General features: G+C 58.5%; 18 protein-coding genes. 10 read left to right on the top strand and 8 right to left on the bottom strand.

Annotated features, from left to right (window positions below):
- Window positions 1-3: 3 nt before the first annotated feature.
- The 7 genes from tssF to tssA form a co-directional block, all read right to left on the bottom strand.
- Entirely contained in the window at window positions 4-1,785 is a 1,782-nt protein-coding gene (gene tssF / locus C5L13_RS26840) for a type VI secretion system baseplate subunit TssF (protein WP_105386339.1), read from the bottom strand.
- Entirely contained in the window at window positions 1,778-2,287 is a 510-nt protein-coding gene (tssE, locus tag C5L13_RS26835) for a type VI secretion system baseplate subunit TssE (protein ID WP_105386338.1), read from the bottom strand. The genes tssF and tssE overlap by 8 nt, the downstream gene beginning before the upstream one ends.
- Window positions 2,280-3,110 carry a type VI secretion system accessory protein TagJ gene (locus C5L13_RS26830; RefSeq protein WP_105386337.1) on the bottom strand — a complete coding sequence of 277 codons (831 nt, stop codon included), beginning with the start codon at window positions 3,108-3,110 and terminating at the stop codon, window positions 2,280-2,282. Before C5L13_RS26830 ends, tssE begins: the two co-directional genes overlap by 8 nt.
- Window positions 3,107-4,510 (bottom strand): type VI secretion system contractile sheath large subunit, encoded by a 1,404-nt coding sequence (gene tssC / locus C5L13_RS26825; protein ID WP_342588204.1) that lies wholly within the window; start codon window positions 4,508-4,510, stop codon window positions 3,107-3,109. Before tssC (C5L13_RS26825) ends, C5L13_RS26830 begins: the two co-directional genes overlap by 4 nt.
- A 58-nt stretch (window positions 4,511-4,568) precedes the next feature.
- On the bottom strand, window positions 4,569-6,050 hold the full coding sequence (tssC, locus tag C5L13_RS26820) for a type VI secretion system contractile sheath large subunit (protein WP_105386335.1): 1,482 nt from the start codon (window positions 6,048-6,050) through the stop codon (window positions 4,569-4,571).
- Between the two features lie 125 nt (window positions 6,051-6,175).
- On the bottom strand, window positions 6,176-6,700 hold the full coding sequence (tssB, locus tag C5L13_RS26815; RefSeq protein ID WP_105386334.1) for a type VI secretion system contractile sheath small subunit: 525 nt from the start codon (window positions 6,698-6,700) through the stop codon (window positions 6,176-6,178).
- Between the two features lie 87 nt (window positions 6,701-6,787).
- Window positions 6,788-7,849 (bottom strand): type VI secretion system protein TssA, encoded by a 1,062-nt coding sequence (gene tssA / locus C5L13_RS26810; protein WP_105386333.1) that lies wholly within the window; start codon window positions 7,847-7,849, stop codon window positions 6,788-6,790.
- Window positions 7,850-8,081: 232 nt separating this feature from the next.
- Between tssA and tssH the strand changes: the two genes are divergently transcribed.
- From tssH to C5L13_RS26760, 10 genes are all read left to right on the top strand, one after another.
- On the top strand, window positions 8,082-10,859 hold the full coding sequence (gene tssH, locus C5L13_RS26805; protein ID WP_105386332.1) for a type VI secretion system ATPase TssH: 2,778 nt from the start codon (window positions 8,082-8,084) through the stop codon (window positions 10,857-10,859).
- A gap of 38 nt (window positions 10,860-10,897) precedes the next feature.
- A complete protein-coding gene (locus C5L13_RS26800; protein WP_105386331.1) occupies window positions 10,898-11,374 on the top strand; it encodes an Hcp family type VI secretion system effector in 477 nt (158 codons plus the stop codon).
- Between the two features lie 151 nt (window positions 11,375-11,525).
- A complete protein-coding gene (locus C5L13_RS26795; protein WP_105386330.1) occupies window positions 11,526-12,602 on the top strand; it encodes a hypothetical protein in 1,077 nt (358 codons plus the stop codon).
- A 187-nt stretch (window positions 12,603-12,789) separates the two neighbouring features.
- Entirely contained in the window at window positions 12,790-13,530 is a 741-nt protein-coding gene (locus C5L13_RS26790; protein WP_158693539.1) for a hypothetical protein, read from the top strand.
- A gap of 45 nt (window positions 13,531-13,575) precedes the next feature.
- Window positions 13,576-15,846, top strand: a complete 2,271-nt coding sequence (gene tssI / locus C5L13_RS26785; RefSeq protein ID WP_105386328.1) for a type VI secretion system tip protein TssI/VgrG — start codon at window positions 13,576-13,578, stop codon at window positions 15,844-15,846.
- Between the two features lie 16 nt (window positions 15,847-15,862).
- Window positions 15,863-17,071: a DUF2169 family type VI secretion system accessory protein gene (locus C5L13_RS26780; RefSeq protein ID WP_105386327.1), complete on the top strand. Its 1,209-nt coding sequence runs from the start codon at window positions 15,863-15,865 to the stop codon at window positions 17,069-17,071.
- Window positions 17,072-17,112: 41 nt separating this feature from the next.
- Window positions 17,113-17,658 (top strand): PAAR-like domain-containing protein, encoded by a 546-nt coding sequence (locus tag C5L13_RS26775; RefSeq protein WP_280952659.1) that lies wholly within the window; start codon window positions 17,113-17,115, stop codon window positions 17,656-17,658.
- 182 nt (window positions 17,659-17,840) lie between these two features.
- Window positions 17,841-18,161 (top strand): hypothetical protein, encoded by a 321-nt coding sequence (locus C5L13_RS28860; RefSeq protein WP_158693538.1) that lies wholly within the window; start codon window positions 17,841-17,843, stop codon window positions 18,159-18,161.
- Window positions 18,154-22,488, top strand: a complete 4,335-nt coding sequence (locus C5L13_RS26765) for an RHS repeat-associated core domain-containing protein (RefSeq protein ID WP_105386324.1) — start codon at window positions 18,154-18,156, stop codon at window positions 22,486-22,488. Before C5L13_RS28860 ends, C5L13_RS26765 begins: the two co-directional genes overlap by 8 nt.
- Before the next feature lie 100 nt (window positions 22,489-22,588).
- Window positions 22,589-23,482 (top strand): leucine-rich repeat domain-containing protein, encoded by an 894-nt coding sequence (locus C5L13_RS26760; protein WP_105386323.1) that lies wholly within the window; start codon window positions 22,589-22,591, stop codon window positions 23,480-23,482.
- 106 nt (window positions 23,483-23,588) lie between these two features.
- Here the strand turns inward: C5L13_RS26760 and C5L13_RS26755 are convergent, their stop codons facing one another.
- Complete coding sequence (locus C5L13_RS26755; RefSeq protein WP_105386322.1) at window positions 23,589-24,191, bottom strand: YdeI/OmpD-associated family protein; 603 nt, start codon at window positions 24,189-24,191, stop codon at window positions 23,589-23,591.
- Window positions 24,192-24,465: the final 274 nt, after the last annotated feature.

The raw sequence follows: 24,465 nt of genomic DNA, 5'->3' as shown, positions 1-24,465 counted from the left end.
TTCCTAGAGCAATGGGCGATCGGCAGCCCGCGCCGGCCAGGTCGCAATAGCGCGCGACTGTCCCTTCATCGAGACGGTGAGGCGGGTGAAGGTGTTGATCGAGGTATAGAGGCCGAAGAAGCGGTCGAGCACGCTACCGAACAGGAAGGCGGCGGGGCGATCGATCGCGGCGGGATCGAATTCCAGCATTATCTTTGTGCCAGGGACCATGCCGCCGTCGCCTAGCCGCGCGGTGGAGTTCTGCGCCTTGATGCCGACCAGAGCATCGACAAGCTGTTTGGTCTCCGGGTTATCACGGAAGGCATAAAGGGAGAGGATATCCTTCAGCGCGGCCCCTTCGTTGTCGAAGAGTGAAAGGTGATTGAGCATCAGATGTGACATCAACCGCCAGTTCCGGCCGTCCTGGTCGTTCATGCGCACCGAAGGAGTGGGCGGAATAAGCGCGTCCGCGCCGGCGACGGCCTCGTGGCCGGACGCCAACTGCAGCAACGGATGGCCGCCGCCAAAGGGAAGCTGTTCAGGAAGGTCGCGATTGATGCATAGTGTATCGATGCTTGCCACGGCATCGACCGGCGCTGCGAAACGGCGGTCGCGATCGACGAAGGCAATCTCCATGTCGCTGGTTCGATCATCCGCATCGAAACGCCGGTAGGCCTGCCAGAACGTGCTGGTGCCGCCAGGGCGCTGCGAGCGGCCAAAGAAGGGTTGGCAGAATTGTTCCTCTCCGCGCGAACCGGTCATAAGCACGCGGTCGATGGAATAGATTTCCCGAGTCTTTTGGCGCCGCGCATCCGGCATCAGACGATATTCCGTTCGCGTGCCGTCGACGGTGATCGGTTCGCAGGTCTGTCGGAAGAGGTTGACCACCGGGGTGGCGTTGAGCGCAAAATCAGTTGCCGAGATCGTACGCTCGAGTTTCGGGTCGGTCTCCTTGAGGTAAATGAAGATCTCCAGCCTCTCGCCCTTCCAGACATCGAGGCCTTCGATGTCGAGGAAAAGGAATCTCTGCGGCAGCGCGAAGAATTCCGTAAGCAACCGGTAACCATTGAAGCTTGGAGCGGGATAAGGCAGCATCGCTTCTTCAAGGTCGAAACCTACCGGCCTTAGATTGCTGCTCGGCAGGAAGATCGCTTGTCCGTCGTCCGCATGCTTTGCCAGCGCGATTCCGATCGATTGATTTATGATCAATTCGTAGATCGCGACGGCCTGCTGCCACGCTGAAGGGATGTGCAGGCGCAGCCGCTTCATTTTAAGGTCGCCGATAGGCTTGCGCGGGTCGAGCGCGCGGATCGACAGGCGCAGGCATCCGGTTATGCCGCCATAGGGAGATGCCGGGGCGTTGACAGGCTGGCCCGACAATTTAGCCCCGATGATCTCGATCGGAGCCATTTCGACGTCTTGAGTGGTACGAAAACGGCAGGCTTCACCGCCAACCGGTTCGGCAAGAATTTCCGTGTGCCGAGGCACCAACTGCATCGAGGCCAACGTATCGCTTGGGCGCAAGCGTACGATGCTCATCGATGGCAGAGGGGCAAGATAGTGAGGGTAAAGCGTTTCAAGCAGACTATCGGTCAGTTCCGGAAATTCGTCGTCGAGCTTTTGGCGTATGCGTGCCGCTGAATAGGCAAAACTCTGGACGAGCCGCTCGACATGCGGATCATCGGCAACATCTCCGGTCAAGCGCAGGCGACCGGCAACCTTCGGGAAGGCATCGGCAAAGCGCGCTGCGCGGCGGCGAAGTGCCTTGAGTTCGTCGTTGTAGCGGTGAAGGAAGCCATCAGCCATTTGCGGCCTCCACCAGAAAGCGTTGCGTGGAAGGATCGATGGTCGATTCGAAGCTGATCGGCGGCATTCCCTCGTGCAGGCGGAAGCTCGCCTGGATCCTCATCCGCAGCGCCCGCTCGGTCATTGTTCGGCTTTTCAGGATCGTCACGCGGATGTCGGACAGGCGCGTCTCGAACATCGATATGCGCCGTTCAATGACTTGCGCCAGCCGAAGTTTAGCTTCGTCTGTGACCAGATTGGCCGAGACCATCCCGTCAACGCCGTAATTTACGAGCGCATCCCTTAAGTCCGACAGCAAGGAGGGGGCCGCCGTCGGGCAACGCCGGGTGTTGAGCAGGGCTTCCAGATCCCGTCGGATGGCTTCCCGCATTTCGCGCGTCTGTTCCGTCAGGCTTTTCGGTGGATCAGAATTTCGATCGGGCGCCTCGTCGATCAGCCTGTCGAGGATCGAGCGGGCCAATAGGCGATCACGAGGGCGGTAGCGTTCGAGCGGGTCAACCATGCGCTATCCGCTTGTTGGCGGTCGCTGTCGCAGTTGCTTCCAGAGAGTTGGTATCGTGCAACGAAACCAGCTCGTCACCGGCAAGGAAGCAGCGTTGGCCGCGGCCGGTGGTGATCCCCGTCGGCTCGTCGATCCATTCGCTTTCGCGCCCGAGCCTGAGCTTCGCCTCTTGACCTGTTCCGTGATAAATCGCCGGCAGAAGAACGGGAGCGACGGCACCGTCGATCAGGGTCAACTCGGCACGGCGAAAGGCGAGATCCCGTGGCCGTCCTATGGGAAATAGGACCACTTCCGCAATCTTGGCCAAATCGATCCAGAGATAAGAACCTCCGGTCATGATCACTTCCAACCCGTGCGGCGTGCGGTCGTCCAAGTCGCGGAAGTCGGAGACAGGTTTTCCATTCCAGATCATCGGCCGTTCGCTGCGGATCTCTTCCAGCTCAGCGAGCGCGGCTTTTGCGTCATCCGCTTCGCCGCGGCGATGGGCGATGCCGAGACGAACGGCAAGCCTGTCCAACTCGGAAGGACCTTGCGGGAAACCAGGCACTGCGCCGCTTTCGAACCATGCTTCACGGGCAGCCATGGCGCGAAGTTCATTGCGCAACAGCGCAAATCCCATCGTGCCCTCTGGCGCGAAGGTGACTGCGAGACTGCATTGGCTGTCGGCGCGCTCATAATCACCGGCTAGCACCAGTAGGTCGATATAGAGGTGTCTTGCCTGCTGGTCGGACGGCTTTGTTTTCAAATGCGCTCTGGATTCGTCCAGCGCGTCCTTGAGAAGATTATCGCTGAGCGCTCTGGCGATACTTTCGGACAGTGTCATGCAGGCATCCTTTCGGGCAGGGCGGCGGAACGGGTTGAGGTCTTTCCGGCGGTCGCGGTCTCGGCGATGAGGTGGAAGCTTGTTGAAACGTCATCCAGCTGGAAATGCGGTTGCAGCCGGACCGTGCACGAGAAGGTGCCGGGCTTGCCGGGGATCTCGCTGACGCTGATTCCGGCAGAGCGCAGCGGAAAGCGGGTACGCAACGACAGGTCGGCGTCGTCATTGCCGAGCGTGTAGCTGCTGAGCCAGTCGACCAGCTTGCGTTCGATCGAAATGGCGTCAGAAAGCTGGCCGATCTCGTCGCGCATAATCACCTTGAGATAGTGGGAGAAACGAGAAGCGCAGAGCACGTATTGCAGCATCGCAGTCAGGCGCGCGTTCTGACGGGCATGTTCGTTGGAATAATGCGGCGGCGCGTGCAGCGACTGGTTCGAATTGAAGATCGCCGACGCCGAGAGATAGGTCGTGGCGATCGGAATTATTCCGAGATCGCTGAATTGTTGCTCCTGGACGCTGGTTAACCGCATCTCTACCGGCGCCTGAGCTGAGAGCCCGTGGCTTTCGGTATCGAAGTCATAGGGCCGCAATTCAGCGGCGCTGAGCAAGCCGCCGTCGACCGCGTCTTGGGTGACGCCGCGAATGTCGGCGAACCAGCCGGATTCTATAAAGTTGCGAATTACCACCGTGGCAAAGGCAAAGGCTCCATTGCCCCATAAAAGAGAACTGCCGTCAGCCGACGTGTTTTCCCGGAAAGGAAAGCCATCAGTGCGCCGGCGGGAATAAGGTTCTAGCGGCGGGCGCAGCAGGATGCGCGGCGCCACAAGCCCGAGGAAACGGGAATCCTCCCGGGCGCGAAGCCCGTTCCAGCGGATTCTGCGAGGATCGCTGGCGAGCCACGAAAAGTCATGGACCCGGTTCAGCTCGGTGAAGTTTTCAAGTCCGATCGTCCCCGGTGAGGCGCCTGCGACAAAGGGGCAGAAGGCTGCTGCCGCTACCATGCCGAGCTGCGAGAGCGTGCTGATCGGATCGCCGCCCACCGGCTCGTCAGGAGAGAAATAGTAGTCGCCGACCAGAAGGCCGAAAGGCTCACCACCAGGCATGCCGAATTCGCGGCTGTAGACCAGTTCGAATAGATGGCTCTGATCGAAGTCGGTAGCCCGCTCCATACCGCGCGAAAGATCCCGCCAGCCAAGGCTGAGAATCTTGATCTTCACGTCGCCGCTGCGGCTGGCCTCGCGTACCAGCATCGCAAGCGCCCGCCACCGAGCCTCCATCGCCTGGAAGTCCGGATGATGAAGAATCATATTGATTTGCTGGTTAAGCGCCTCATCGATCAACGCGATCACTTGATCCGCGCGGCGCCGCCATTTGGTGTTCGAACCCATCGTCGTCCCGGTCAAACCGTGAATCAAGAAGTCACGCGCGGCGCAGGGGGGTGGCGCCGCGCGTGCGGTCACATCAGGATTTGGAGGGGATCCGAGCGACCATGCGAAGCGATGTGGTCAACTCCTCCATCTGCAGCCACGGGCGCATCCAGGCGACTGCATTGTAGGCGCCGGGTTTGCCGGGAACCTCCTGTACGGTGACCCTGGCCTCCCGTAGTGGATATTTGGCCCTGGATTCCTCGCCGGCGTCGTCATTCGCGTTGACGTAGTTCGAGATCCAGCGGTTGAGCCAGGCTTCGCAATCTTCAGCTTCCATGAAGGAGCCGATCTTGTCGCGACCCATGACCTTCAGATAGTGAGCAAAACGCGAGGTCGCCATCATATAGGGCAGACGGGCCGAAACCGCGGCGTTTGCATTGGCCTCCGGCCGGTCGTAGAGCTTCGGCTTGTGCGTTGTCTGGGCTCCAAAGAACACGGCATAGTCAGTGTTCTTGTAGTGGCAGAGCGGCAGGAAGCCGAGTTTTCCCAATTCGGCATCGCGCCGGTCGGTAATGCCGACTTCCGTCGGGCACTTGAGATCCAGATCCCCGTCATCGCTTGAGAAGATGTGCATCGGCAGGCCCTCGACCTTGCCGCCGTTCTCAGCGCCGCGGATTGCAGTGCACCAGCCGCTCTTGGCAAAAGCCTCCGTCAGCCGCGTTCCCATCACATAGGCAGCGTTCATCCAGCAATAGGAGGAATGCGGCAACTCGCCGGTATTCGATCCGTTCGTCTCATCGTAGTTGAACTCGTCGATCGGGCTGGTCTTCGGGCCGTAAGGCATGCGGGCCAGAACGCGCGGCAAGGCGAGAGTGACGAAACGGGAGTCGTCGCTGTCGCGCAGGCTACGCCACTTTGCGTATTCCACGGTTTCGAAGATCTTTTCGAGATCCCGGGGTTTGGCGAGCCCCCTGAAATCCTCAAAGCCGAACATGCGTGGGCTGGCCGCAGAGATGAAGGGTGCGAAGGCGGCTGCGGCAATCGAAGAGATACCCTGCAGCAGCTGGACATCCTCGAACGAATTGTCGAATTCATAGTCACCGACCAGCGCACCCATGGGTTCGCCGCCCGGCGTACCGAATTCGTCCTCATAGACCGACTTGAAAAGCCGTGACTGGTCGAATTCAACCGCCTTGGCCAGATCCTTGGAGATCTCGCGCTTGGATGCATTCAACACCCGGATCTTCAAGTTGGCGCTCGTTTCGCTGTTCTTGACGAGATAGTTCAACCCGCGCCACGTGCCTTCCAGCTTCAGGAATTCGGGCGCCTGCATGATGGTGGCGAGCTGCTCGGAGATCTTCTTGTCGATCTCCGCTATGGCGTTGTTCAGGGTGATCGTCAGATTGCGATCATAGGTGACGGTTCCCTTGAGTGCCTGGTCCGTCAGTGTGCGCAGCAGGTCCTGGGCACGGTTGGGCTCTGTCTGCCGGGTGGCCGCGACGACCTTTGAAAGCAGGTCGTGATCCGGAGCGAACCCGGCCTCTTCCTTCGTCTGCAATTGCGTGTCAGCGCTCATGTCGTGATCCTTTTTTTGAGAGCAGCGGCCCTGAAGGACGGGGTCCTTTCCCGCGAAATCCGTTGCTCAACCAAAGAGAAGCAGGAATTTGGAGATGTCGGGCTTGCGGCCCGCACACCCTTTGCTCAATTGACCGGATTTTTCGTTTCGCCGGCTTTGTTGCCGCCTAGCTGGGCAACGAGCTGGGAAAGATCGGCCTTGTTCTGGAGAATGTCCTCAAGGAGGCGCTCCAACTCTTCGGAGCGATCGGCCTTGCTCATCAGGTCGCGCAATTCGTTACGCGCGTCCAAAAGGGCTTTGAGCGCCGGCACCTGACTGACGATCGAGCCAGGCTCGAAATCTTCCATGCTTTCGAATTTCAACGAAACCGGTAGCTGGGTTCCGTCGTTCTGCAAGGTGTTGTCGACGGAGATAGTAAGGCCGGGGGTCATGCGCCGCATCACGTCATCGAAGTTGTCGCGGTCGATCTGCACGAACTTGCGTTCGCCGAACGGCTTGAGCGGCTGTGTCGGGTTTCCGGAAAAGTCGCCGAGGACCCCGACGACGAAGGGCAGTTCCTTGACCACCATCGCGCCTTCCGTTTCCACTTCGTATTTGATGTGGACCCGGGGTTTGCGCACCCGTTCCAGTTTTTCATGCACACTTGCCATTTGAATTCTCCTTCATGCCGTCGGCAGATCGCGAGTTGGAATTATGAGATTGATAAGCAGGCCAGGCCTTTATGATCGGAGGAGCATTCAGCCTCCCCGTTCGGCAAGAGGCTTGATGCCGGCTGCCGAGAGAACCGCATCGCGTGCCTGTTGCTCAGGCAGCAGCTCCGCAAGAAGCTCGGAAAAATCCATCCGGGCGCGGCGAACAAGAGTCTCGATGGACATCGATATCGGGGAATGCGGCTCGCTTCGGCGAAAATAACCGGCGACAGACGTCAAAAGCTCCAGCGCTTCCTCGCGGGAGTGAATCGAATCGGCCGAGGCAATGCGTATGGGGTTGGGCAGTTCTCTCGGCCCGTTGGCATTGGCCGCCTCCAAATTCGGGCCGGCCGTCAGCGGTTCGACCACGTCGGCGGCACCGAGACCTGCGATCACCCTGATTGCGGATGCGGCCTCATGCAACACCCTGCGTGTATTCGAGCTGGGTGGGGCATGTTCGCCGCAGCGAGCGTCAAGTATTTCAACGAGTCGGTCGAACGCAGCGATGCACTCCATCAGGATGTTCAGCTGGGCCGACATCCGTGCGACACCGGCCTCCGTTGCGGCCTGCTGGAGTTGCTCCCGCCTCGACTCTTCACCCGCGCGTTGCGAAAGCTGGAAATCCCAAAGCGACAATTGCCCGAATTTTGCGCCAGGGACCAATGAAGTCAGTCGGATCGCCTGAATAATGGTGCCTTCGCCGCCGACACCGTTGAGGCCAGCGAGCGGGGCGAAGCGTTCGTCCAGATCCTCGTCGCCGATCGAATGAAGGGCATCGAAATGGTTGTCTAAAAGCGACATCATCGCCGTATAGACATCGCACAACCCCTCAAACCCGCGCAGCCTCAACTGGGCCTCTGCAAGCCAGGCCAATACTTCGATATCTTTACTCCGGGAAGAAAGAATCTGCAATCCTAGATTGCTAACCTCATTCCATTCAGGAGGAACACCAATAATTTCTCCCGGCGCAATACCGCGCTCTGCGGTCCTTGCTGCGCTCCGCGCGTCCTTAATTCTATAGTATATTTCCCTCGATACAGTATTGTCGCGCAGATTTTCTCCGCACGGTCTGTCTTTATCAAGTGGATCTACTAGCGCTCGGACATTCACTCTTATTTTTCCCCCCAAAATCACTGGGTAAATTTAGTTAACTAGCATCTTGTGGCGCCTATACTGGCTTGTCAACCGTACCGGAAGAATGACAGATTTATGACGTCTACCGATTTCAGCTATTTTGGAAATAGCGCGACTTTTGATCTGGACAAGCCCTGGTAACCGCCCTAGTTGTTGCCTCGCATCTAAGAAAACACTGAATTTCGACCCAAAAGACAGGGCTTGGCGGATGTCAGACATCGACCTCAACCGTCTCATCAGAACGCTTGAGCCAAATCTGCGTGTCGGTCTTGAGACAGCGGCATCGCTCGCGGCAAGACAGCAGCATCCAGTGGTCGACATCGCCCACTGGCTTCGCGCCATGCTTGACATTCCTCAATTTTCCGCACTTTTCGAGGAGCTCACGCTTCCCGGCACGACATTGCGGCAAGAGCTCGATGCGGCGGTCGCCGACATCGCACGCGACCCCGGAAGCGCGCTTTCGCTGTCTCAGAACCTGCTCCTGTTGGGGCGTGAAGCCTGGCTGGTCGCGTCGCTTCAATGGGGCCGTGACGTGGTGACGTTGCCGGACCTTCTCTTTGCCCTGATCGACGACCAGACTTTGCGCGCTATTGTGCGCGGTGTGGCTCCGTCATTGCGTGGTCTCGACCGCCAAATGCTCGAGGACCTCATGCGCAAGGCGGGTGTCCGCAATCTGAATGTTTCCGAGCCGGCGTTGGATGCGCCGGTTTTTTCATCCGGCGAGAACGAGTTCCTGCGCCTCTACACGCGCGACATGACGGCCGATGCCAGCGCCGGACGGATCGATCCGGTCATTGGCCGCGACCAGGAGCTGCGTCAGATAATCGACATTCTGACGCGAAGGCGCCAGAACAATCCCATCCTCGTAGGCGAAGCTGGCGTCGGCAAGACCGCGGTGGCGGAAGCACTGGCTCTGGAGATAGCGGCTGGCAACGTGCCTGATCGGCTTAGGAATGTCAGGCTTTTGTTGCTCGACCTCAGTCTCTTGCAGGCGGGTGCCGGCGTCAAAGGGGAATTCGAACGCCGCCTGCATGGCGTGGTTGACGCAGTCAAGACGTCACCCCAGCCGGTCATTCTGTTCATCGACGAGGCGCATGGATTGATCGGGGCCGGAGGGCAGGCCGGTCAGGGCGATGCGGCCAATATCTTGAAGCCGGCTCTGGCCCGCGGTGAACTGCGCACGATCGCAGCAACCACCTGGGGAGAATACAAGCGTTTCATCGAAAAGGATGCAGCGCTCACCCGGCGATTCCAGACCGTGCATGTACAGGAGCCGGAAGAGGACACTGCGATCCGCATGCTGCGCGGCGTAGCGGCAAAGCTCAGGACGCATCATCGAGTCCGCATCCGCGACGAAGCGATCGTTGCTGCCGTGCGGCTGTCGGCTCGTTATCTGCCGGCCCGGCAGCTTCCCGACAAAGCAATCAGCCTTCTCGATACCGCCGCGGCTGCAGTTGCGCTTGCTCGCCAGACGACGCCGGAGGCGTTGAAATTGCTCATCAATGAGCGCGATCTGCTGGATGCGGAGGCGGACTGGCTGAGGGAGGAGCCTCAGACACCTCAGGCAGTTGCTCGGCTGGCAGAAATTGCTGGAGCCCGCAATGAGATCGCCGCCCAAATTGGCGCCGCCCAGGCGAAATTCGACGAGGAACTGCGGCTCGTGCGTGAGGCCGATCGCCTCGAAGCGGCCTTCACCTCGGAAGCAGGAGTCCTGCCACTTGCCACGCCCGAAGACGAGGCGGAAGGCACCAACGTCGCCCCTTTCCCTCCGCATGCCATGACACCGGAAAGTGCACGAGCCGCATTGACCATCGCAGAGAAAGGGCTTGCCGAGGCGGCCGGAGAAACACCTCTTGTCCCGCGTGTGGTCGACAAGGATGTGGTGGCGACAATTCTTGCCCGGTGGACAGGAATCCCGGTTGGAAAGCTCATGTCGGATCAAATCGAGACGGTGAAGACGCTCGATGCGCGCCTCAAGGAGCGGGTGCTTGGCCAGGATTATGTGATCGATCGGATCGCATCCGCCATGCGAGCAGCTCGAGCGGGACTTTCCGATCCGCGTCGGCCGCCGGCCGTCTTCCTGCTGGTCGGCATGTCAGGGACGGGCAAGACCGAGACGGCGCTGTCGCTCGCGGACATCCTCTATGGCGGCAGCCAGTATCTCACGACAATCAACATGTCCGAATTCAAGGAAGAGCATAAGATCTCCATGCTGCTCGGTTCTCCGCCCGGCTATGTCGGATACGGAGAGGGGGGCGTTCTGACCGAAGCAGTGCGCCGGCGGCCCTATGGCGTGCTGCTGCTCGACGAGATCGACAAGGCCCATCCAGGCGTCCAGGAGATCTTCTATCAGGTCTTCGACAAGGGAACGCTTCGCGACGGCGAAGGTCGCGACATCGATTTCAAGAATACAACGATCTTCATGACGGCGAATACGGGATCCGAGCTCTTGGCGAGCCTTTCGGCCGATCTGGACACCATGCCCGAGGGCGAGGCACTGGAGGCGCTGCTGCTGCCTGAACTGCAGAACCATTTCAAGCCCGCGTTTCTCGGGCGTACCACCGTATTGCCTTTCATGCCGCTCGGCCGCGAGACTTTGTCCGGCATCATAGATATCCAGATCGGCCGCATCCGAGAGCGCGTCACGGCGGCTTACGGCGCTGAGCTCAGGCTTTCTCCGGAAGCGCGTGAGGTGCTGATTTCCCGAGCCAAGATGAGCGAGATGGGCGCGCGCACGATCGAAGTCATGATCGCGCGCGACCTCCTGCCGATGCTTTCGACCTTGTTCCTCGATGCGATTGCCGAGGACCGCAAGATTGCCGAGGTCATTATCAGTTACGACGGCCAGGGTTTCGGCATTCGCGCCGAAGACGCGCCCGTTCGCACACAATTCGCCGAACCAGTAAAAGACCGGCAGGCGGATGAAGAAGCCCCGAAGCGAAAAAGCTCTCGGGGAGGAGCAGCAAGAAAGGCGACTGCGCCTTAGCAGCAACTAGGCAAAACCCTTACAGGAGAGTTGATAGCATGCCGATTTATCTGCAGATCGAGGGTATTCAGGGCGACGCGACTCACGAGCAGCATCGCAAGTGGATGGATATCGAAGCCATTCATTGGAACGTCTCCCGCAACATGAACACGTCTGCCGGTTCCGCGGCAAACCGTGAAGCTTCCGAGCCGACTGTGTCGGAAGTCATCTTGACCAAGGTTAGCGACTCCTCGTCGACCAAACTCTTCCAGGAAGCCTGCTCGGGCCGCACCGGCAAGCGCACTGTCATCCACCTTGTCACCACCGGCAATCCGGGTGAAACCTACATCGAATACACGCTGACCAACACGCTGATCGCCAGCTATTCGATCGACTCCAACGGCGACCGTCCGGTCGAAACGATCAAGCTGAACTTCACCAAGATGGAAGTGAAGTACACGCCATACGACGATATGCAGAAGCCGCAGTCGCCGATGATCGCGTCCTACGACCTCGCCACCACCAAGGCGGCTTAAGGTTTCTCGAAATCTACAATGCCGGCTGCCAGCCGGCATTGTAGCGGAAGTTTTCGATTGCCTTTCCACTATCCCAAACTCATTGGCGAAACCGAGTGTTTTGGCTGGTGAATTGAAAGATATGTTTTCGCCCGGACAATGGAGATGGGTCGTGCCGTCAGCAACTAAGCGCCTGGACGATATTCTTGTTAATCTTCCGAAGTATCAGTCCCAATGGCAACTCAATATTGCCAGACCCTATGTGCGCGCCTATGGCGACGCCATCGACAATTTCAATCGCGAGAGGAGCGCCCAGGCCGAGCGCGACCGCACGCTGGCGGAGCTTTTTGTCTTCTCCGCTTCGATTTTGACCGGCAGCATCATGATGGCGGCATTCGCCACGACCTCGGTTCGCGTTCTGGCAGGGCGTGGGCTCCTGAGCGTGATCTGCAACAGGAATCTGAACCTCACATTCGAGTTGATGCACGCCGCAGCCAGCAGTAAGCCGTTTATGTTCGCGCTCGGCGGCGTTCTGGACGAAGCCAAGAAACTCGCCGGCAATCAGGTGAAGAAAGCGACGGAGAGCCTGACCAGCAGCGCACCGATGGCCGTCAATGCGAGCGCCATAAACTACATGACGCGGATCAGCGATTTCATCGACAGCAACCATATCTGCGTGCACAACTTCATCGAGGGCGTCCGCGACGACCGTTCGATTGACGAGGCGAGCAAGTCGAAAATCGCTGATCTGGCAAAAGGCATTCCGTTTTGCAATCCACCTTCCGGTCGGCTTATCGACGAGCAGTCGCTGTCCAAGAAGATGGAACTGCTGTTCTACATGGCGTCCGTTCTGGATTCCGACCAGCTCATCCGCTATGCGCCCGCCACCGGCGGAACCTTGGGCGGCATGGGCCAGGATGTCGAATATGGGCGCACGCCCATCACACAGATGCCTTCGGCGACGGATTATCCGAAAGCGGTCGCACCTCGCCTGAAGGGCACGCCTTACCCGCACTACGAGCCTGGCCAGCGCGTCGGATACAAGAATATCGGATCCGGAATTCGCGATCGCATCAACGTGTTGAGTATGCAGACCGGTAACGGTCGGTTCTATCCGGAGCAGAACTTCATGGCGAAGCTGGTGCTCGATCCGACCGACAAAACGCAGATAGTGAGAGCGGAGCAGATCATCAGCCGCCTTTCCGCCGAGGCTAGACCCCGGCAACTCACGGAAGTGCGGATGATTTGAGGCGATGCTTATGGTAGTAAACGGCTCTTCAAATCTCTTCAGGATGGTTCGAGCGCGCCTCGCGCCTCCGGCGCTTGCTTGCGCACTTGTATTTGGCGGGACCGCCTTTGCGGGCGCATCCGATGCCGTCGATCAATCCCTGCTGCAGATAGAGCAGGCAGGCCCCCGTCTTAAGGCGACGCCCTCTATGGTCGCGAAAATAGCGAAAGCGGCGAGGGACCAAGGCATCGCGGCTGCACCGGAAACCGAAGCCATCCTCGAACTGGCGGTCCGGGCCTCCTTCAAACCGGACGCTATGAGCGATGGGATACTGGATGCCGTGGCGGAAACCGGCGGAGCGACCGTAGATCCGGCCGTCTTCGCCAAGGCGGTCGCAGCATTCGAGGAGGGGCGGGCAAAGGTCGCCAGGATGTATGAAGCCCAGGACCAGGCCGCCGCTAAAGATATCGAGACGCGTCTTGCCGATACCGGCACCGGACCGCGAATTACCCAACTCGCCGATCTGATGGCATCTCCGGATCTTGCGGTCGAGACGGCGTTTACCGGCCAAGTGATGTATGTCGCGCTGGAAGCGTTTGAAAACTCCAGTGCCGCGGAACTGGCGTCCGCACCACAGGACAAGCTCCAGGCTGAGATGAAGGGCGTGATGGAGCAACTGCGCGCTCGTATCGAGAACGAAAAGCCGGTGCCGAAGGACGTTGCGCGCACGGACGAGAAGTCGAGGCTTGCCTTCATTCTGGCAACCTTGCCGTCTGAAGATCTGTCGGTCCTGTCCGATTTCTATGCAAGCGCCGCTGGAAAGGCGAAACGTCAGGCCCTGGTCGATGCTTACAAACAGGCCTCCGATCAGGCCAATACGAAAATGCTCGGCGTCTATTTCGCCGAGCTGGCTGATTATCTGAAGGCTAATCCCCGGGCGCAGCAATAGTCCTACGGCAACAATAATTCACCCATTCCGACGGAACTTGATGTTATGGACAGTTTGTCATCCACGTCCGCCGATTTCATCCAGGCGAGCCGCATCCTGAAGATCATCTCGCCCTTGGGCGAGGATCAGCTGCTGCCGGAGCGGGTGACGATCGAGGAAAATGTCTCGTCGCTCTTCGAGATCAAGATTTCGGCGCGTGCCAAGAAGCCGATCGTCAAGCCGGAGGAACTGATCGGCCGGCTGGTGGATGTGTCGATCGAAGTCCAGCAGGGCAATGGCGAGGAGGGCAGCGCCGTGCGCCGGCCTTTCAACGGGCTGGTGACCGAGCTCAACGAAGGACCGCCGATCACCCGCGGCTTGCGCTCCTATTCCATGGTGCTCAAACCGCAGATGTGGCTTTTGTCGCGCCGTTCCGATTGCCGCATCTGGATGGACAAGACGGCGATCGATATCGTCGAGACGCTGTTTTCCGAACACGGCATCCCGGCACCGGATACCTCGGGCATCGTCACGCCGCCACCACCGCAGCACTATTCGGTGCAGTGGAACGAGACGGATCTTGCTTATTTAACAAGGCGTTTCGAGGAAGACGGTCTGTTCTACTGGTTCAGCCACGAGGACGGCAAACACAAGCTGCATGTGGCCGATGCCGCCTCCGGCTGGCTTGGGCCCTCACCATCGGCGCAAGGGGAGGCGAAGGTCCGGCTGGCGCAAGGGTCGTCGGACCGCAATCATATCAACGACTGGAGCCGGCGTTATTCCTATGTGCCCGGCCAAAGGGCCGGCGCCGACTGGAATTTCGAGACGCCGCGCATGGTGCCCGGCACCATGACGCCCTCGCTCGTGCAGATGCCGGACGCCATAAAGCGCGAGCTTTACGAATATCCGGCCCGCATCTCCACCGTCGCGGGAGCCGAGCGTGCGGAAAAGCTCAGGATGCAGGCAAGTGAGGCCGATCATGATCGGGTGTTCGGCGCCTCGACATCACGCATTCTGGAAACCGGCCGCCGCTTCACCCCCTATGAAGTGGCCCATCCGGAACATCATTACGAAGAGCATGTGCTGGTCAAGGCGGTGCACACGGTTGTCGACCGCTCCTACGAGACCAATTCCAACGAGCCGGAATACAAGAACACGTTTGAGGCGGTGCCCTCGCGCGTGCCGATGACGCCGCATCGCGAGACGAAGCGGCCGCGTATCGAGGGCACGCAGGTGGCGATTGTCGCAGGCCCGTCCGGCGAGGAAATCCATCCGGATCAGTATGGTCGCATCAAGCTGTGGTTTCCCTGGGACCGCAAGGCGAAGAAGGACGGATCGGACACCTGCTGGGTGAGGGTGGCGCAGAACTGGGCGGGCTCCACCTGGGGCGGCCAGATCATTCCGCGGATCGGCATGGAGGTGATGGTCGCCTTCGTGGACGGCGACCCCGACCGGCCGCTGGTGACCGGCGTGGTGCCGAACCCCGCCAATGCCGTGCCCTATGACCTGCCCGCCAACAAGACGCGCATGGTGATGCGCTCCAACACGCACAAGGGAACCGGCTTCAACGAAATGTCCTTCGAGGACGATGCGGGGCGGGAAAACATGTTCTTCCATGCCCAGAAGGATCAGACAACCCGCGTGCTGAACGACCGCACCAAACGGATCGATCGGCACGAGGTTTCCGCGATCGGAGCCAATCGGACAGTGGAGGTCGGTGGCAACCAGAAGCACGAAGTCGGCGGTTCGATGAACACCGTTGTCGGCGGTACAGGGCCGATGGCAATGGCTCTCATGGGGGCGGTACAAGGGTTGTCAGGGCAGACGGCGGGTCTTCTCGCTCAAGCAGGACAGGTTGCCGGTGGAGGTGGACCGGCGCTGGCTGCCTTTGCCGGCACGCTGGCGTCGTCTGCGCTGGGTTTTCTTGGATCAGGAGGACTGGGCAGCCGGCAGGGTGTGGTAGCGGGCCACAATCCCCGCTCCGACGCTGGCACGGCTCTCGCCGGTTCCGGAACAGGCGTCGGCGAGGACGCATCCGGCCTTTTCCCGTTGTCGGGCATCATGAACACCATCGTCGGATCATTCAAATCGGACACGATAGGTGTTGCGAGCGCAGAACAGATCGGCATGAGCAAGGTTTCCAATGTCGGGCAGACATCCATGGAAAATGTCGGCAAGGCGAAGAGGCTAACCGTCGGCGAAGAATATGTCATCGAAGTCGGCAAGTCATCGATGACGATGAAGAAGGACGGCACGATCATCATCAAGGGTGTGACGTTCCACTTCGAGGCGGAGGGTTCGTTCCAGCAGATCGGCAAAGTCATAGACCTCAACTGATTGCGCCGGGGGAACCATGGTCAAGGTCATCAACTTCACGCCTTTCGCGAACTTGCGGTTTTCCAACCGCAATGCCGAGGGCAAAGAATTCGGTGTCTTCATGGCAAAAACCGCCATGGACATCGGAGCGAACGGCGAATGCCGGTTTTCCAGCGAACAGGAGCCGTTCGTCTTCACGGATACGTTCCATGGCGATTTGAACGTCTCCTCGTTGCGATATCCCTCGGATTTCGTGCCGTATAAGCCCCATAGCGAAATAATCCTTGATGCCACCGCTTATGCCCCGGCCGGCAAGCCGGCTGCGGAATGGCCCGTCTCCATCAAGGTCAGCGACGACCTCGGAACCTTCGTGCACCACGAGATGGTAATCACAGGACCACGGCAATGGCGGCCGGTCTGGCTAAAGGAACTCGACGACGAGCAGAAACCGGCTTGGCGCAGTTTCAGAAGCCTCTTTCGAAAATGGACGCTGTCATCGCCAAGTCCGATTGTCAGCCTGCCGATCCGCTATGAGCACGCGTTCGGCGGGACGATAGACAAGGGACTGGATGACGATGGTAATGCCATCCTTGAAGCCTTCGAGCGCAACCCGATTGGGCGCGGGCTCATCGATCCAGAATTCACAGATCACACGCAGCCGGTGGAAGCGCCTCAGATTCTGTACGGCGGTGGTGAGCTTCTTGACGCGTATGCCCAGCAGCCGGTCGAAGGTTTGGGCCCGATCCCCCCGGCCTGGTTGCCACGGCGTCCGCTCGGCGGGACCTATGACGAGCACTGGATGGAACATGTCTGGCCGAACTGGGCGAAGGACTACGATTATCGCTTCCACAATTCCGCACATACGGGCCTTCAAGGCAGCCGGTACCTTGAAGGCGCAATCCGCATAGAGCTTCGAAACCTTTATCCCGATCGCCCCGACTTCACGATCCGCCTGCCTGATGACCAACTGGTGGCAATGTCGCTCAGGAATGATGACACGGAACTGGCGCTCAAGATGGTTCTCGATACGGTCTTTCTTGAGATTGGCGAGAGAGATCGGGACGATCCCCGGGTCCACTGCATCTGGCGCACGCCTTACGACATGGCAGCGACCGAAGGCTTGGCGTTATTGCGGTATCGTCCGGAACTGGCGCGGCAAATGAAGCCCGTACGATTGAACCCCGACGATATCGCCTGTGACCCCGCCCTTCTTGATCCTGATCTGGATAAAGAGGAGGCGGCTTAGTGGCGATCCCGATTTCTGCACGCCGCGACGGCGCCAATATCATGCATTGTACCGGCCCCGATGTCTGCTGGACGCCCATGGGTTCTTCGATGGTGAAGGTGCCCTACTTGTCGATGGTGACGCTCGGCGCTTCCGTTAGGACGTCGCGGACCGTCCGCAACAATGGCAAGCAGGATTTCCAGCTAAATTCTCGAGCTCTGGTCGTCACCGGTCACGAGCCAGGCGTCGGGAGGGGGGTCAAGGTCAACGGCTACAAGTCCCACGCGCTTGCGAAGAAGGGGTCGAAAACGGTCTTTTCAGAGGGGTGGGCTGTTGTTCGGGATTCCAATCCTGCCTGGATCAACCGGCCTGGACCGGGAGGAACGGAGCCGCACCGGTCGATGAGCGAGAAGGAAGTGCCGATCCTGCTTGCAGGAAGCGGCGGGACACCCGGCAACAACCAGGCGCAAAACAAGCAGATCAACGCGCTGGTAAAACAATTCGGATTGACCAAAGATCAGCGCCAGCAACTTCACCAGATCATTTCCGGCCAAAATCTAGGTTATCAGGAAATCAAGCAGATCATCATAGATGAGTTTTGGCAATGATATTTAAAAACGGTCTGCGGGATTTGGTTGGGGCATCCGTTACCCAATCAAAATACATATACGGCAGTATCTTTCACCTGGTGTTTGCGGTTTCCGGCGGGGGTGCCGAACTTGTTTGCAACGGGTGCCAATGGGTCGTGTTGAACGACGAGGGCGATGTTTTGCTCCATGACGAGTCGGCCTTGTCCAGTGAGGCTCTCTCCGACATTTTCACCGGCAAGCGCCTTCGTTCGTCCGACATTTCGCCCGGCAGCATCGCCTTCCACTTCGATGAGGTCGTTTTGTACGGCTTCGCGACTGAAGACTACCATCTTTTTCTTCACGACGGCGTCGCTCTCGGTTCTGGCGAATGGCTGGAGCAGGCTGGAGCGGCACGCGACAGTTTCATGCTGTTCAGCCCCGGCCGCGAGGCCGTCGGCTACGAATTTTCCGAATATTTTGATCTGAAGTCGGCGCCCTGGGGCGCGCATTATTTTTCTGCACAGGAGAGCAGCCTTGGCTGAAGAAGGCGAAGCCGTCCATGAGCGCGGAGGCGGTCAGCCGAACGTCGCCCAAACGCCGGCCAATGCCGATGGGCGCGTGGTCGTTGGTGCAGGCGCACCGGAACAGGATGCCGACGGAAGTTCCCTTTTTGACGAGGAACTAGCCGAGCTCGATCAGGACATAAACGAATTTGCTGATCTGGAAGACAAATCGCTCTATTGGGACGCGGTTAGCAGACGTGAGATGGTGCGATTTCTGAAATTCGCATCGGAAACGGATTCCGACGTTTTCCTGTTATCGAATTCGACGAGTTCCATCACCGACAAATTTTCTGCCGCGCTGGAAAGCGATCAGCCCGTTGCGGTGAATGCTGCCCAGTATGCAGATCTGAAAGGTGCCATCGATCAACTCAAAAATACCATAGAAAACAACATTGCGGACAAGCTTCTCGACCTCCCCTTGGGTATCGGTTCATTGGGAAAGTATGTCCTGCGCCGTCTGGTGGGCCAGGGTGCCAAGCGGGCGGCCCGAGCGCGTCTGCGGCGCATGGCGCAGGAGCGTATCCTGCGTAGGCGCCGCCGTCGCCGCGAGCGCCGTGACTGCAGGTTGGCGGGCAATCCCGCGTTCATGCCGACAGGGATTCCGGTTCATTACGATCCGGATTTCTTCGTCCCGGGTTTACTCAGGCTCGCGGTGACCAGCACCTATTATGGAAATGTCGAGACGAGCGGCCCGCTTGGCCGGGGTCGGTTAAGCGATATCGATGCCACCATAATCCGCAATGATAAGGGTGGCTTCACTTTCCTCGACGAAGACGGTTTCGGCATAGATTTCGCTGCGCCGACACCCATTCCTGAAGGTTGGGAAGAGGGCGACACTACTCGCAACACGCAGCTTATGCAGGGGCATCGTCGCGCGCTGATCTTTCGAGAGGACGCGCTAACAACCTGTTTCGAAAAGGGGCCAGATGCCATCTGGCGGATTAGCAAGATAGAGGACAGAAGCGGCAACACTCTGTTTTTTGATCGCGACGCTGAGGGTAGTCTGCTGACGGTCACGACGCCGGAAGGGTTGAAGCTGCGTTTCACCTACTCCGCCGGTCTGCGGCAGACTGTTGAGCTTGAAGGTGTGGATGGCAGTCGCAAAACAGTAATGCGTTACGGGTACGATTCCGACGGGCGAATGGTGTTTGCGGATTGCCCCTATGGGGAGCGCCACGAGTTTGCCTACGATGACGAGGACCGCCTCTCGCAAGTCGTCCGCAACGGCCGCTATCACGCCAAATTCGAACATGATAGCACCGGCCGCCGTCAAAGGACGCAAAGTAATCAGGGAGCGCCAGCACTCTTTGAGTATGACGAGGAAAACCGGATCACCACGTATCTGCCGGGATCGGACCGCAGGCGCGCGGTGCAATTTCACTACAACGACAACAAAAATATCGTTCGTGAAGTAAACGCCCTAGGCCACGAAAAGGTATTCGTCGAGGACGAAGAGGGCTTGATCGTCGCTGAGATCAACGGCGAAGGCAGCGAAACGCGTTACGACTATGACGCTGCCGGTCATATCAAACGTGTCACCGATGCAAGCGGTCGTTCCACCTATTATAGCTGGACGCCGGAAGGCGATCTGGAGATGGTGATCGACAACGCCGGCAAGGCTTGGCATTTCCAGTATGATGACTTTGGCAGACTGGTTCTGGTGAAGAGCCCACTCGGTCATATAACAGAAATTCACAATAACGAAGCAGGCCAGCCGGTGGGTATCATCCGCCACGATGGGCTGATCGAGCAAAACCGCTACGACAGCCACCACTGGCTGATAGAAACGCTGGATTTTAGAAGCGCGCGTACGCGGCTGGAGCGCGACGGTTTCGGCCGTATACTGCGCGTCACGGAGACCGATGGTACCGTAACGCAATACCAATATGAAGATCAGCCAGGTCAGAACTTTTTTGTTCCGTCAGCAACGACGCGCGCTGATGGGGTTGTAACCCGTTCTCGCACTTCACGTCAGGGACGTGTTGTCGAAACCATTGATGGCGAAGGTCGACAGAGCGTTTATGAGTACGACGGGCTGGGTAATCTCATCGCCGCCGCCGACCCCAAGGGAGGCAGAATTGAATTCCACTATAACGATGAATTCGAACTCGAGAGGGTTGTCAATGCGATCGGCAAACAGTGGGTCTTTGTTCGTGATGGCGCTGGTCGTATTGTAGAAGAGACCGATTTCGATGGACGAACTACCCGGTACGTTCTTGACAAGGCCGATCACGTCGCGGAAGCGCACCAGCCGGACGGCCGGATTATCGCATATCAACGGGACCCGGCCGGACGGATTTTAAGCCGAAGCGCGTTTCTTCCGGGGCAGCCCGAGCCTTTTCAGCGAGAAACCTTCGACTACGACGACGTTGGTCGGCTGCGCCTTGCGGCCAATGCGCAGGTTACCCTCCAGTTAGAATACGATGACCTTGGCCGTCTGACGGCCGAAACTACGAACGGCATCCGCATCGAGAATACCTACGATTGCTGCGGCAATCGCACCGAGCGCCGGATTGGCGATCAGATAACGACTTACGAATATGACGCGCTCGGTGCCTTGACGGGCTTGTCGGTTGCGGGGTCGCGACGATTGTCGATTGTTCGCAACAGGATCGGACGGCCAACGCGGCACGTAGGCACAGGCGGCTTCCTCCTAGAGTTTGAGCACGACGAAGTCGGCCAGCTCGTTCGCCATACCGCCTTTAGCGACGCACGGCCCGGTCCTGCCTCAGCGCTTCCCGACATTTGGTCGCGGCGCTTCGGGTGGGATCGCGCCGCAGGTCCCACTGTTGTGGGCGATCCGCTTTGGGGAGCGAGTCGCTACGAAACGGATGAGAATGGTCAAGTCGTACTGGCCAGCCACGGCCAACCGGACGGCGGGATGCCGCTTCTGTCCAAGCTGCCGGAGGACGTCATTTCTGGCTTTGGAGGCGAAAATCACGAGGTGGAGCGTTTCGAGTATGCTCCAACGCTGGACATCGTCGCATCCGAAACAGCCTTGCCGCACCATCCGCTCGGCCGCCCGTTGAGCAGCTGGAGCCTGTCAGATGGTGGGCGGGTCTTGCAGGCGCAGGGCGCTCATGGGGAGCGAATCTATTACGAATACGATGCCGCAGGGCGTGCCATCGCTCGCCACGTGGAGCGCAACGGCTTTCGCCGCCAAACCTTCCAATTCACATGGGACGGGTTCGATCAGCTTATTGAGGTCAAATGCCCCGACGGTTCTATCTGGACTTATGGTTATGATCCATTGGGACGTCGGATCGAAAAGCGTCAGATACGGACAAGAGATCGTGCGCCTGAGGGTGCCTCCGTGTTGGCTGGATGCCGCTTCCTGTGGGATGGCAATGTTTTGGCTGCTAGCTATCCGTTGTCCGAAGACAAGCCAGCCCAATCCGCTGTATGGTGGCACTTCGAGCCAGATAGTTTTGTTCCGATCTTGCGCATCGACACCAATCGCTCCGGTGAGGAGCGTGTCCTGCATGTGATAACGGATCATCTTGGCGCACCACGAGAGCTTGCGGACGCTACGGGCGAGATCGTCTGGTCTTCTTCCTACCGGCTGTGGGGTGGTCTCCGTGGCCTTTGGACGCGGACAGCCAACGACAATCGCCAACCCGGTTCCGGCCGGCCGAGCAGCTCAGCTGCCGGCGCGCCGATCATCCGCGCCGTTTTCGGGAACACGGCTCTTTCCGAGGAGGAGGAAGTCGGCGCTACCACACACTCCGCTCTGGAGGAGGCCGATCTTTGCCCGATCCGTTTTCTCGGCCAGTGGGAGGATGCGGAAACTGGCCTCTATTACAACAGGTTCCGCACCTACGATCCCCAATGCGGCCAATATCTCAGTCCTGATCCGCTTGGCTTATCGGGAGGGTTGCGGTCGCACGGTTATGTCGAGATTCCGACTTGGTGGGCCGATCCACTGGGTCTTTACGGCGTTTACGTCTTCCAGGTGAAACGGCGTAGTCAATGTTATGTGGGCAAGGGCGAGCCCGGTCGCATGGAAGCTTCTATGAAATATCGGTCGGGTGCGTCCACCAAAGCCGACGGCCGTAAGAATTGCCCGCGCAAGCTCTATACCAATACGGACGCCGATGCGGCGGCGGCCGGCATGGATCCCAAAAAATATGGGGCGCTTGTCGAGAACCGGCTTCTGGCAGATTCCGGCTTCGACGCTGTCCAGGATCCAATGTGGCTTAACGAAAAATTTGACGGGCAAGCCGCTTTCCGAGATGCTACTGCTGCCCAGCAGGCAGCGGCAACCGCTACGGCCGCGAGAATCAAGCGGGCCTTTGGAAGTTGCTGATACAGCTCGACGACGTCTGACGTTGGCAGCAAAAGCTCCAGTGTCTCAGGAAAATGCCACAGCCGGTTAGGCTGTGCTTGCGCTTGATGAGGAGAAATAAGTGTCGGAAGTTCTGTTCGAAGCCGATGAACGAACCATGGACAATTTGATGAAAGGGCCTCACGTCATAGTGCGCGCGGTTGAATCCCGATTTGCAAAGAAGGAAGCAACCTTCAATAAAGACGGCTTCGAAAAATACGGTGATCTGATCGACCAATATGAATGTGAGGGCTTCTCCATCGAAGTTCAGGACATTGCCGAGGGACGGCTGCAGGAATACTTCGCTCCTAGTCTTGATCGGATCAAGAACAAGGATGCGATCGGAAAGATCGGCATTTCCGGATCGGGTGCTTTCGCCAAGGATTTTGATCTCGAAAAGTTCAAGCAGTTCGGCAGCGTGAAAGCGATCACAACCCAAGATGTGTCGTTCGGCGAGGCCCTGCCGGACCTGTTTCCGGAACTTGAGGCATGGCTCAATCTCGATTGGAAGGCCAATAAGATCAAGGCGCTGAATGGCAAATGGCCGAAGCTCGCCAATCTCTCGCTCCAAGGCTTTTCAGGCTCCCTGTCGATTTTCGAAGGCGCTCCCATCAAGAGGCTTTTCCTGATCGCTTCGACCATCAAAGACGTCGAGGACATTCTGCGCTTCAACGAGCTCGAAGTTTTGCAGATTTCCTCATGCAAGATTGGAGGCGATGTTTCGGTTTTTTCGAAGCTGAAGAACCTGCGGTCGCTACGAATATATGGGAAGAACAAGCTCGAAGCTTGGGAAAACCTAAAGAACGATACTGTTCAAAATCTGGAGATATCTCACCTTCCTTGCAAATTGCCGAAAGAGCGGTTTCCGAAGCTGCGCAACTATGTGATCAATGCCTATCGGCCGCGCGACCCTTTCTATGAAGAGGGTGGTGATCTCGGGAAGTTGGGGCGCGCGTTCAGCAGCATTCTTGGTTGAGAGGACTTTTCCTCCGCTGTTTCTTTTGCGCAATGAATTCGCGTCCGGCAGTCAGTAGTGCGTGTCATCGCTCACGACGTCGTCGAGGAAGCTGCAGCGTTCCAGCCTAGGGCAATTTCTTCTGCGGGTGGATCGTCTGCCCTTGCTTGAGCATCTCGACGAAGCTCTCGATCTTCTTCCGGCGGCCGGCCTCGGTCTTCATGTTGTGGACTCTGAAGGCAAAAGCGAAACGGTTTTGTGCGCTGAGCCTTCCAAACATTTCCTTGGCCTTCGGATCGGCGTCGATCGCGGCCTGAAGGTCGTCGGGAACCTGCATGTCCTTGCCGCTGGCATAGGCACGCTGCCAACGCCCATCCAACTTTGCGGCCTCTACTTCGCGCAGTCCGTGCCCGGTCATGCGCCCTTCGTTGATCAAGCGTTCGACATTCTCGACGTTGATCTGGCTCCAAATGCTTTTCCTGCGGCGCGGCGTGTAGCGTTGTAGAAAGCTCTTCTCGTCCAGTCCTTTCCTGATACCATCGATCCACCCCCAGCACAGCACGACGTCAATCGCTTCTTTGGGCGTTATCGATGGTACGTCGGAATCAACCTTGAAGATTCGTATCCAGATTTCGGTAGCCTTATCTTGGTTCTCGCCGAGCCAACTGTAGAAGGCATTGGCATCCGGGAATTCGCAGACTTTCTTGGGGTCGACGGTAACGGGGGGCATGGAAGGATCGTCTCCTGGTGTGAGTGATCTGATTGAAATCCCCATGTCTGCGACAGGCAATGGTAACTCAAGAGCGGCACCGCGGAAACCGCCAGTTATGGCGGCTGAAATCATCCCGGAGGACGGCTTGCCTCTGCCGGATGTTACCTAGAGCAGGTCCTGTAATCGATGAATCGATTGTGAGGTGACGGGGCGAGCCGAAGCTGATTCAACATCCACAGCGGAGAGGTGGATGATGGCACAGGCACTAAGCGATGATCTTCGACTACGCGTA

Origin of the sequence: Neorhizobium alkalisoli (assembly GCF_002968635.1) — a bacterium.
Classification (GTDB): domain Bacteria; phylum Pseudomonadota; class Alphaproteobacteria; order Rhizobiales; family Rhizobiaceae; genus Neorhizobium; species Neorhizobium alkalisoli.
Note: the sequence above shows the minus strand (reverse complement) of the source record. Positions and strands in the feature narration are given on the sequence as shown.

What these genes read in the sequence shown, in the direction of transcription:
- tssF (WP_105386339.1), bottom strand. Translation starts at nt 1,785, where the DNA reads ATGGCTGATGGCTTCCTTCACCGCTACAACGACGAACTCAAGGCACTT.
- tssE (WP_105386338.1), bottom strand. Translation starts at nt 2,287, where the DNA reads ATGGTTGACCCGCTCGAACGCTACCGCCCTCGTGATCGCCTATTGGCC.
- tssB (WP_105386334.1), bottom strand. Translation starts at nt 6,700, where the DNA reads ATGGCAAGTGTGCATGAAAAACTGGAACGGGTGCGCAAACCCCGGGTC.
- C5L13_RS26755 (WP_105386322.1), bottom strand. Translation starts at nt 24,191, where the DNA reads ATGCCCCCCGTTACCGTCGACCCCAAGAAAGTCTGCGAATTCCCGGAT.
- C5L13_RS26775 (WP_280952659.1), top strand. Translation starts at nt 17,113, where the DNA reads ATGCATTGTACCGGCCCCGATGTCTGCTGGACGCCCATGGGTTCTTCG.
- C5L13_RS26780 (WP_105386327.1), top strand. Translation starts at nt 15,863, where the DNA reads ATGGTCAAGGTCATCAACTTCACGCCTTTCGCGAACTTGCGGTTTTCC.
- C5L13_RS26790 (WP_158693539.1), top strand. Translation starts at nt 12,790, where the DNA reads ATGGTCGCGAAAATAGCGAAAGCGGCGAGGGACCAAGGCATCGCGGCT.
- tssC (WP_105386335.1), bottom strand. Translation starts at nt 6,050, where the DNA reads ATGAGCGCTGACACGCAATTGCAGACGAAGGAAGAGGCCGGGTTCGCT.
- C5L13_RS26830 (WP_105386337.1), bottom strand. Translation starts at nt 3,110, where the DNA reads ATGACACTGTCCGAAAGTATCGCCAGAGCGCTCAGCGATAATCTTCTC.
- tssH (WP_105386332.1), top strand. Translation starts at nt 8,082, where the DNA reads ATGTCAGACATCGACCTCAACCGTCTCATCAGAACGCTTGAGCCAAAT.
- tssI (WP_105386328.1), top strand. Translation starts at nt 13,576, where the DNA reads ATGGACAGTTTGTCATCCACGTCCGCCGATTTCATCCAGGCGAGCCGC.
- C5L13_RS26800 (WP_105386331.1), top strand. Translation starts at nt 10,898, where the DNA reads ATGCCGATTTATCTGCAGATCGAGGGTATTCAGGGCGACGCGACTCAC.